At 44.2% G+C, this 7,020-nt stretch carries 6 protein-coding genes; 3 read left to right on the top strand and 3 right to left on the bottom strand.

The annotated features are described in order from the left end of the window. Positions 1-350 precede the first annotated feature (350 nt). From HEQ50_RS12260 to HEQ50_RS12270, 3 genes are all read right to left on the bottom strand, one after another. Positions 351-704: a CrcB family protein gene (locus tag HEQ50_RS12260; protein ID WP_168900784.1), complete on the bottom strand. Its 354-nt coding sequence runs from the start codon at positions 702-704 to the stop codon at positions 351-353. Positions 705-708: 4 nt separating this feature from the next. Further along, positions 709-1,107 carry a CrcB family protein gene (locus HEQ50_RS12265; RefSeq protein WP_168900785.1) on the bottom strand — a complete coding sequence of 133 codons (399 nt, stop codon included), beginning with the start codon at positions 1,105-1,107 and terminating at the stop codon, positions 709-711. Positions 1,108-1,243: 136 nt separating this feature from the next. Continuing rightward, positions 1,244-2,509, bottom strand: coding sequence for an MFS transporter (locus HEQ50_RS12270; protein WP_168900786.1), 1,266 nt, complete (start codon positions 2,507-2,509; stop codon positions 1,244-1,246). Positions 2,510-2,687: 178 nt separating this feature from the next. On the opposite strand from HEQ50_RS12270, the gene HEQ50_RS12275 reads away from it, so the two are divergent. From HEQ50_RS12275 to HEQ50_RS12285, 3 genes are all read left to right on the top strand, one after another. Further along, positions 2,688-4,331 carry a PucR family transcriptional regulator ligand-binding domain-containing protein gene (locus HEQ50_RS12275; protein ID WP_168900787.1) on the top strand — a complete coding sequence of 548 codons (1,644 nt, stop codon included), beginning with the start codon at positions 2,688-2,690 and terminating at the stop codon, positions 4,329-4,331. 208 nt (positions 4,332-4,539) lie between these two features. Next, entirely contained in the window at positions 4,540-6,264 is a 1,725-nt protein-coding gene (locus HEQ50_RS12280; RefSeq protein WP_168900788.1) for a DUF262 domain-containing protein, read from the top strand. Positions 6,265-6,410: 146 nt separating this feature from the next. Beyond that, entirely contained in the window at positions 6,411-6,782 is a 372-nt protein-coding gene (locus HEQ50_RS12285) for a hypothetical protein (RefSeq protein WP_168900789.1), read from the top strand. Positions 6,783-7,020 lie beyond the last annotated feature (238 nt).

Genomic DNA, 7,020 nt, shown 5'->3' on the forward strand with positions numbered 1-7,020 from the left:
CTAGGTGCCAAAAGGTCTCGCCACCTAGCCAGTGCCCCGCATTAATTACCATAAACTATTGATTTAACAATGTTTCTATTGACAAGACGTAGAAAAAGGGAGCAGTCACCACTGCTCCCTCACACGACACCACACTAGACTTGCGGTTACCCACATTATACGCTGTCGATAAAACGAGGACAACGCTTTCATTGATGTTTTAATAATTTAAACAAGCATAAATAAAAAGAAGTAGCACTATCGGTCGGTTATAAGACGACCACTGCTGCTTCTTCGCATGCGGTAAGACCGCGCCTGAACTTGTGAGTCTTCATTTGACCAGTAAGATCACGACGTGGATAAGCTCTACTTTAGGCGACCAGTTCGTACCCCACAAAAGCGCTGACAACCCCCAGCGTCGCGGATAGGACCAGGTAGCTCATGGCCGTGATCGGCCGATGGTCAATGAGTTTGATAAAGTCATTGGTAAAGGTCGAAAACGTCGAGAACCCTCCGAGAAAACCGCTGGCCACCTGGAAGAGGAGGGCAGTTGGGGCAAGGAGTCCGGTGGTGACTCCCAACAGACCCGAGCCCAAAATATTGATGGAAACGGTCGCCACGGGAAAGTGCGTGGGTGGCAGGATTTTATCGGCCAGATAGCCGACGGAAAAGCGCCCTAGGGCCCCGCAGCCGCCCGCTAAGCAGATGTAAAGAACGGCAAGCATCCAGTCACGCCCTTTCGGAAACGCGGGCGCTGGAACGGAAGCCAAGAACGGCGGCCCCACACCCCAGCAGTAGGCTGGCCAGCCAGTACGTCAAAGCCAGACCCATTGCGCCTTGCTGAAGCAGGCTGACAACGTCCATGGAGAAGGTCGAAAAGGTGGTGAAACTGCCGACGAGGCCCACCGTTAAACCGGCCATCACGGCCTCGGAGAGGGGAATCAGGGTGGGGAGGGTCTTCGAGATGAAGGCTAGTAAGAAAGAACCGATGACATTGATGAGTAGGATGGTGGTCAAGTGGTGGTTGGTCATTGCCGTCAGGCCAAACCGTAAGAGACTACCGCAGCAGGCAAAGAGAAAGATGTAACTGAGTTTTTTGAGCACGCTGAGGACCTCCAGTTCAGGCATCTAAGTACCCCTAGTCGTGACCACCCACGATCGTTAGAACAATCTGGCAGTGAGTAGTCGCGACTAGGGGTGCTTAGGTGAAAGTAGATTAATTTTTAAATACCAGCTCTAAATGGATGGAGAACTGACGTTGGAATTAAGCTTGGGCTTGTTTCTTACGTAAGTTAGCCAGTAAGAATAAAATGGTCCCGACAGCCAGGAGAATGATGGCGATGTAGAAGCCAAGGACTTTAGACCCCGTGGCGTCGGAGATACTCCCAGTCAGTGCGGGCGCGATGATGGATGACATCATCCCAAAGAAGTTGAAGACCCCCAGCGTCGTCCCAACACCCACGGCCGGTGCGTTTTCACCTAACCAGGAAATGATGATGGGTTCAACCGCTAGCTTGCCCAAGAATCCGTAGAGAATGAGGGCGGTCAACAGGAAGGCGGATGAGGTCGCTTGAACCGTCAATAGTAGCATTGCGGCAGAGAGTAATTCCAGAACCACGATGAACTGGATTTTTTTGTTCAGATATTTATCGGCTAATTTACTGAAGAACAGGGCGCCAGGGATGGACGCGAAGGCAACCAGTGAGGAGGAGAATCCAATAGCGGCCCCGTGGAACCCCCGTTCGGTAGCCAGGAAGTTTGGCAGCCACGTCACAATCATGTAGTACGCGTAGCAGGTCGCAAAGTATAAAATGTAGGCGAAGAGCATCTTAGGTTGGAAGAGGGTGCTCAGGGAGACCTTCTCTTTAACCTTTGGTGCTTCGGCTTCAGCGGCTTTGGCAGCTTCTTCGGCGGCCTGAATGTTGACGATATCGTCCTTGTTGCTCTTAATAATGGCTTGGAACGCAATGACCATGCAGATAATCATGACAATCGTGATGTACATCATCGTTTGCCAAGGCATGCCTTGTTGGGCCACTAGGAAGCTGGAAAGAATCATCCCGAGACCGGAACCAACGGCCGAACCACTGTTCACGATGGCCGTGGAAAAACTCTTCTTGTCGGCGGGGATGTTCTGGGAGGTCAGGGAGTAAGCGGAACCGTAGAAGGAACCACAGCCGAGACCAGCCAAGACGGACCCCACGTAGATCATCTGAATGGAACTGGCCAGGGCAACGATTAAGGCTGCGATGGCGAAAAGAATAAAGCCGGGAATCAAGACGCGCTTTTTCCCAATCTTATCGACCAGGAAGTCCGCGGGAATTTGCATGATCACGTAACCTAAGAAATAAAAACTCGAGATGGAACCCAATGCGGTGTCAGACACCCCACCGCCAAGTGATGAGCGGATTTGGGGGTAGACCGGCGCAAGGGCAGAACGGTAGATCCAAATGGTAATCCAGCCGGCACAGAGTAAGATAACAATCTTCTTCCAATAGGCCATACCTGATTTTTCTGTAACTTTGTCCATGATAAGTCCTCCAATTTCACCATATATGTAAACGCTTACAGTGACAATTATAAGGAGATTCACAAGAAATTCATTGCATACTCTGCACCATAAATTAATGGTATTTGTCTATTTTAGCCAAATGTGTTTTAATTGGAGAGATGAAAGCGCTAACTTTTACTTAAGGAGGCTAACTAAAGTGAGCACACTCAAAGAGTTACTGAACTTACCGCGTTTTTCCGATTTGGAAGTTCTGTCGGTTCATAAAGATCTGGAACGACCGGTCGAAAGCGTTGAAATTACTGAAACCCCCGATGTTGCTAATTTTATTCCGGACAACGTTATTATTTTGACGACCGCCATGGTGTTTCGAAATGGTCAGGAGAAACTAAAACCATTTTTAGCATCGTTAAAGAAAAAACACGTGACGGCGTTAGGCATTAAGGTGGGCCGGTTCATTGATAAGATCGATCCGGCAGTGATTGATTATGCGAGTGAGATTGATTTACCCCTGATTAAGGTGCCTAGTACCCAGCCCTTGGGTGGCTTGCTCTATCAGATGCAAAGCTACTTAATGGACAGCAAGACCGAACAACTTACATATGCGTTAGATATTCAAAAAAGTTTCTCTAACTTATTGATGCACGACGTCAGCAATGGTCGTTTTGTTGCGGAATTGGGGAAAATTATTAATGCTCCCGTCATTATGTTAAATCCCTGGCACAAGGTGATTGGGAGCTCCCAATTCTTCTCTGGATCGGATCATCCCGCGTCATTTTATACCGAACAGTTAACCCGACAGCATTATGAAAAAATCAACGAGGGGAAAACGAACCTGTTGATCAAGGATGTGCGGGGCGATGAGATTCAGGTTCTGGGCTATCCCGTCAAGGTGGCCAATCATTTTCCCTATTATTTAGTCGTGCTACGTCCGGAACAGATTCCGTATCCAATTTCGGAATTTGCCATTGAGCAGGCGGTCTTAGTGCTCACGTTTATTCTGTACAAGAATCAAAAAGTTCAGGAATTCTTCGATATTATGAAGAGTGATTTCCTATCTCAACTCATTAAGGCCAAGACGGAACAGAGCAATGAGAATCGTGACTGGATTGATTTGGGGGAGAACTACGGCCTCGTTCAAAGCGATTACTATCGAATTGCGTTAGTCTATTGTGTCCCCAACGAGAAGAACGAAAACCAAATCTTTTACCGTAAAGAAGAATCCGAAGTCGCCAACAGTTGGTTGCAAGAACAACTGCCGCTTAAGATTCGTGACGTGGTGGCCTTTAAGGTGAAGAACAGTAACGATATCGCTTTGCTGTTTCAGTCAAAAGAGGTTAGTTTTGAGCGCACGGTCAAGACCCTCATTAACAGTCTGAGAAATGAGTTGGGCATTAACTTGAGCTTCTCCTTTGGTAATCCCTATGATGAAATCGAAGAAATCTCGAGCTCATATGTTGAGGCCAAGCTGACCCTGGATGAGGTGAAGCAACAGGAAGATCCCGATATGTTGAACTATTACCATCCCCGGGGACTGATTAGTTTATTCGAAGGGGCCAATGACGAGGATATCCACTACTACTGTGAGAAGGTGCTGAAGGACTTAGCGTATCCAACCGATCCTTCAACAATTGATTTGCGAAAGACCCTGCAGTATTATCTGGATTACAACTGTGAGATCACCAAGACGGCCAATACGCTGTATCTTCACCGCAATACGATTAAATATCGGATTAAGCAGTGTGAGAAGATTTTGGGCCAGTCCGTAAAGAATCCGCAAACGAGTTTGAACTTGCGGCTGGCTCTGGAGTTGTCTAAGGCAGGGGAGATTGAGATCGGGTGAAGTAAATTTCAAAAATTTTCACACAGATTTACATTATTAGCTGGATAGTGATCTTTCAGAAATTTGCCATTTTTTTCTATTTTGATTGGCATGTGTTGAAATTATTTGCATATAGATAATGTAATAGTTAAGTAAAGTATGTAACGATTTTTCATTTAGTTTAATTAATGTCATACTAAAATATAACGTTAAGATTGGGGATTTAAAAATGTCAATAACGAATTACAATTTTGAAGATTTGTCCACTTACTTAGCTAAAGAATATTATATTCCCGACTATCAAAGGGATTATTCTTGGGATATAAATCAACTTGAAGATTTTTGGTTCGATTTACTTTCTGTTCAGAATGATGCAGAAGATGCTGAGCATTTTTTTGGGCAAATCGTTGTCCATAAAAGTACAGAGCAAGGAACGACGACTAGGAATTATATTATTGATGGTCAACAGCGAACAATAACCAGTGTAATTTTCTTATCTGTAGTTAGAAATCACCTAAAAAAACTGTTGAATGGACTTGAAGGAAAAACTGACTTGTCGAGTGACATAGGATATGATATTCAAGATATAACGGCTAGTATTGGCCGTTATACAGATCGAAGAGATGAACGTCATCTGGTTCTAAATACGATTGATAGGCAGTTTTTCGCTGATTACATACAATCAACCACGCATGGGTTATCTCACTTTAGGGAGGATAGTACATCAAATATTAGAATTAGGAAGGCTTATGACTATTTTTTTGATAAATTGCAAAAAGAGCTTGAAGACAAAGAACAGGTTGAAAAGTTCAACCTGCTAAGTGATCGTTGGAAAGATCTTACAAAGAGATTTAAGGTTATGTACGTAGAAACAAATGATTTGAACGAGGCATTTATAATTTTTGAAACTTTGAATGATCGGGGGAAAAGTTTGGCCACTTCCGATTTGTTAAAGAATCATTTATTTAGCCATGCAGGCAAACAAAATATTGAGAAGGTCGAAAGCAATTGGTCTGAGATGGTAAATTATCTTGGCAAAGCGGATACGACGAAATTTATTCGTTCCTTTTGGAATTCGAGACAGCCATTTGTACGAGAGCGTGGACTTTATAAGGCTCTAAAGGGAAGTTCGATAAATGAAGTTAAACTGAGTGAAGATCTAGCGAATCTGGCCAAAACTTATAATAATCTTGAGTTTCCTAAAACAAGCGATTACTTTGACGATGGAGACATTAGGACAGATTTAATTGCCTTGAATCATTTGGGAGCAAAATCCTATTATCCAATCGTGTTAGCAGTAGTTTCTAAAAACAAGGATATATCGAGATTACATGATGTTTTAACAGCAATTGAAACGCTAGTGGTTAGAAACTTTGTGATTTCTGGATTGTCTGCGAATAAGTATGAAATTTTTTTTGCTAAAGTAGCCATGAGCTATTCTTCAGACTTAATTGATATTGAGGCATTGATCAACTCTATCAATAAAAAGATGGTCTCTGATTCTGAATTTCAAAATAACTTTAAGACCGCTATCGTGAAGCAAAGAGAAGTCATCCGTTACCTCTTGAGAAAATTAAATTCAGCGTATACAAAGTCTGATGAATTGGAAGTAGTTAAAGATAATAGTGTGGTTCATATTGAACATATCTTTCCCCAAAGGCCGCATAAAAACACCTGGTATAAATTTGACGATGTTGAGAGCAGCGAGTTCTTATGGAGAATTGGGAATCTGACACTATTGAGTAATAAGCTTAATCAAAAGATTGCTAATTCTGGTTTCGATGTAAAAAAAGAAGAAGCTTATAAGATATCTCAAATTGCGATTACAAAAGATCTATTGAACTTCAAAGATTGGACACCGCAAAGCATCGAGTGTCGCCAAGATAGTTTTGCAAAAATCGCGACAAGTATCTGGATAAGAACCGTGAAAAAAGAGGTTGAAATCGTTGAGTAGATAAGTTTAGTATTGTGAAGTGTGCAACTTGAAGTTTGCTTTTTTCTTTGGTACGTCACCCAAGCAACCCCAGCATATCCGTTTACTTTCCCAGTCAGATCCACTATTGTACGAAGTGAGAGGAGCTGTGGAGAGAGGCGATATGCATGCAGAAAAATTACGGTTTTGTGCCGCTATTAAGCGGATTGGGTAGCCTGTATTTTCTATTGGTGATGTCCCTAGAGCCCTCGTCGACGAGCAGTCTAGGGTTAGACTTTAGTTGGCACAATCCCGATGTCATCGGGGTAGCCCTCGTCCTGGTCGTGGTGGTCGTGACGGCCTTTGCCAAAAGTATTTGGTCGAAACGGGTCGGCTTGATCGTCAACGCGCTAATCGTGGTGGGCATGACGGTCGACCTCTTTCACACGCAACACTCGCCGCTACTGACGGATTACCTCTGGCTATGGGGATTGCTCATGCTATTTAATCTGGGGCTCATCTGCTGGGGAAGTTATCACTTGTGGCGAAAAAAGGTCTAAAAATAGCGCATCCTAAGTGCCGGCTAACCGGGCTCAGGGTGCGCTATTTTTACAGGGCTGAAGGTTGAAAGATAGAAAACGGTTAGAATCCTTGGTGTGACAAGGATAACAACCATTATAATATGATCGTCGCATGCTGACCGCCTTACCGTTCGCCAAATTTGGTCTGGATCGCTGTGGGAAGGATCGGGAAAAGCCGAAGTGCTGTCTTTTCCCTCGCTTTGAGCCGAAATTCACG

The sequence above is a fragment of the Lactobacillus sp. HBUAS51381 genome, assembly GCF_012641095.1.
GTDB lineage: Bacteria > Bacillota > Bacilli > Lactobacillales > Lactobacillaceae > Levilactobacillus.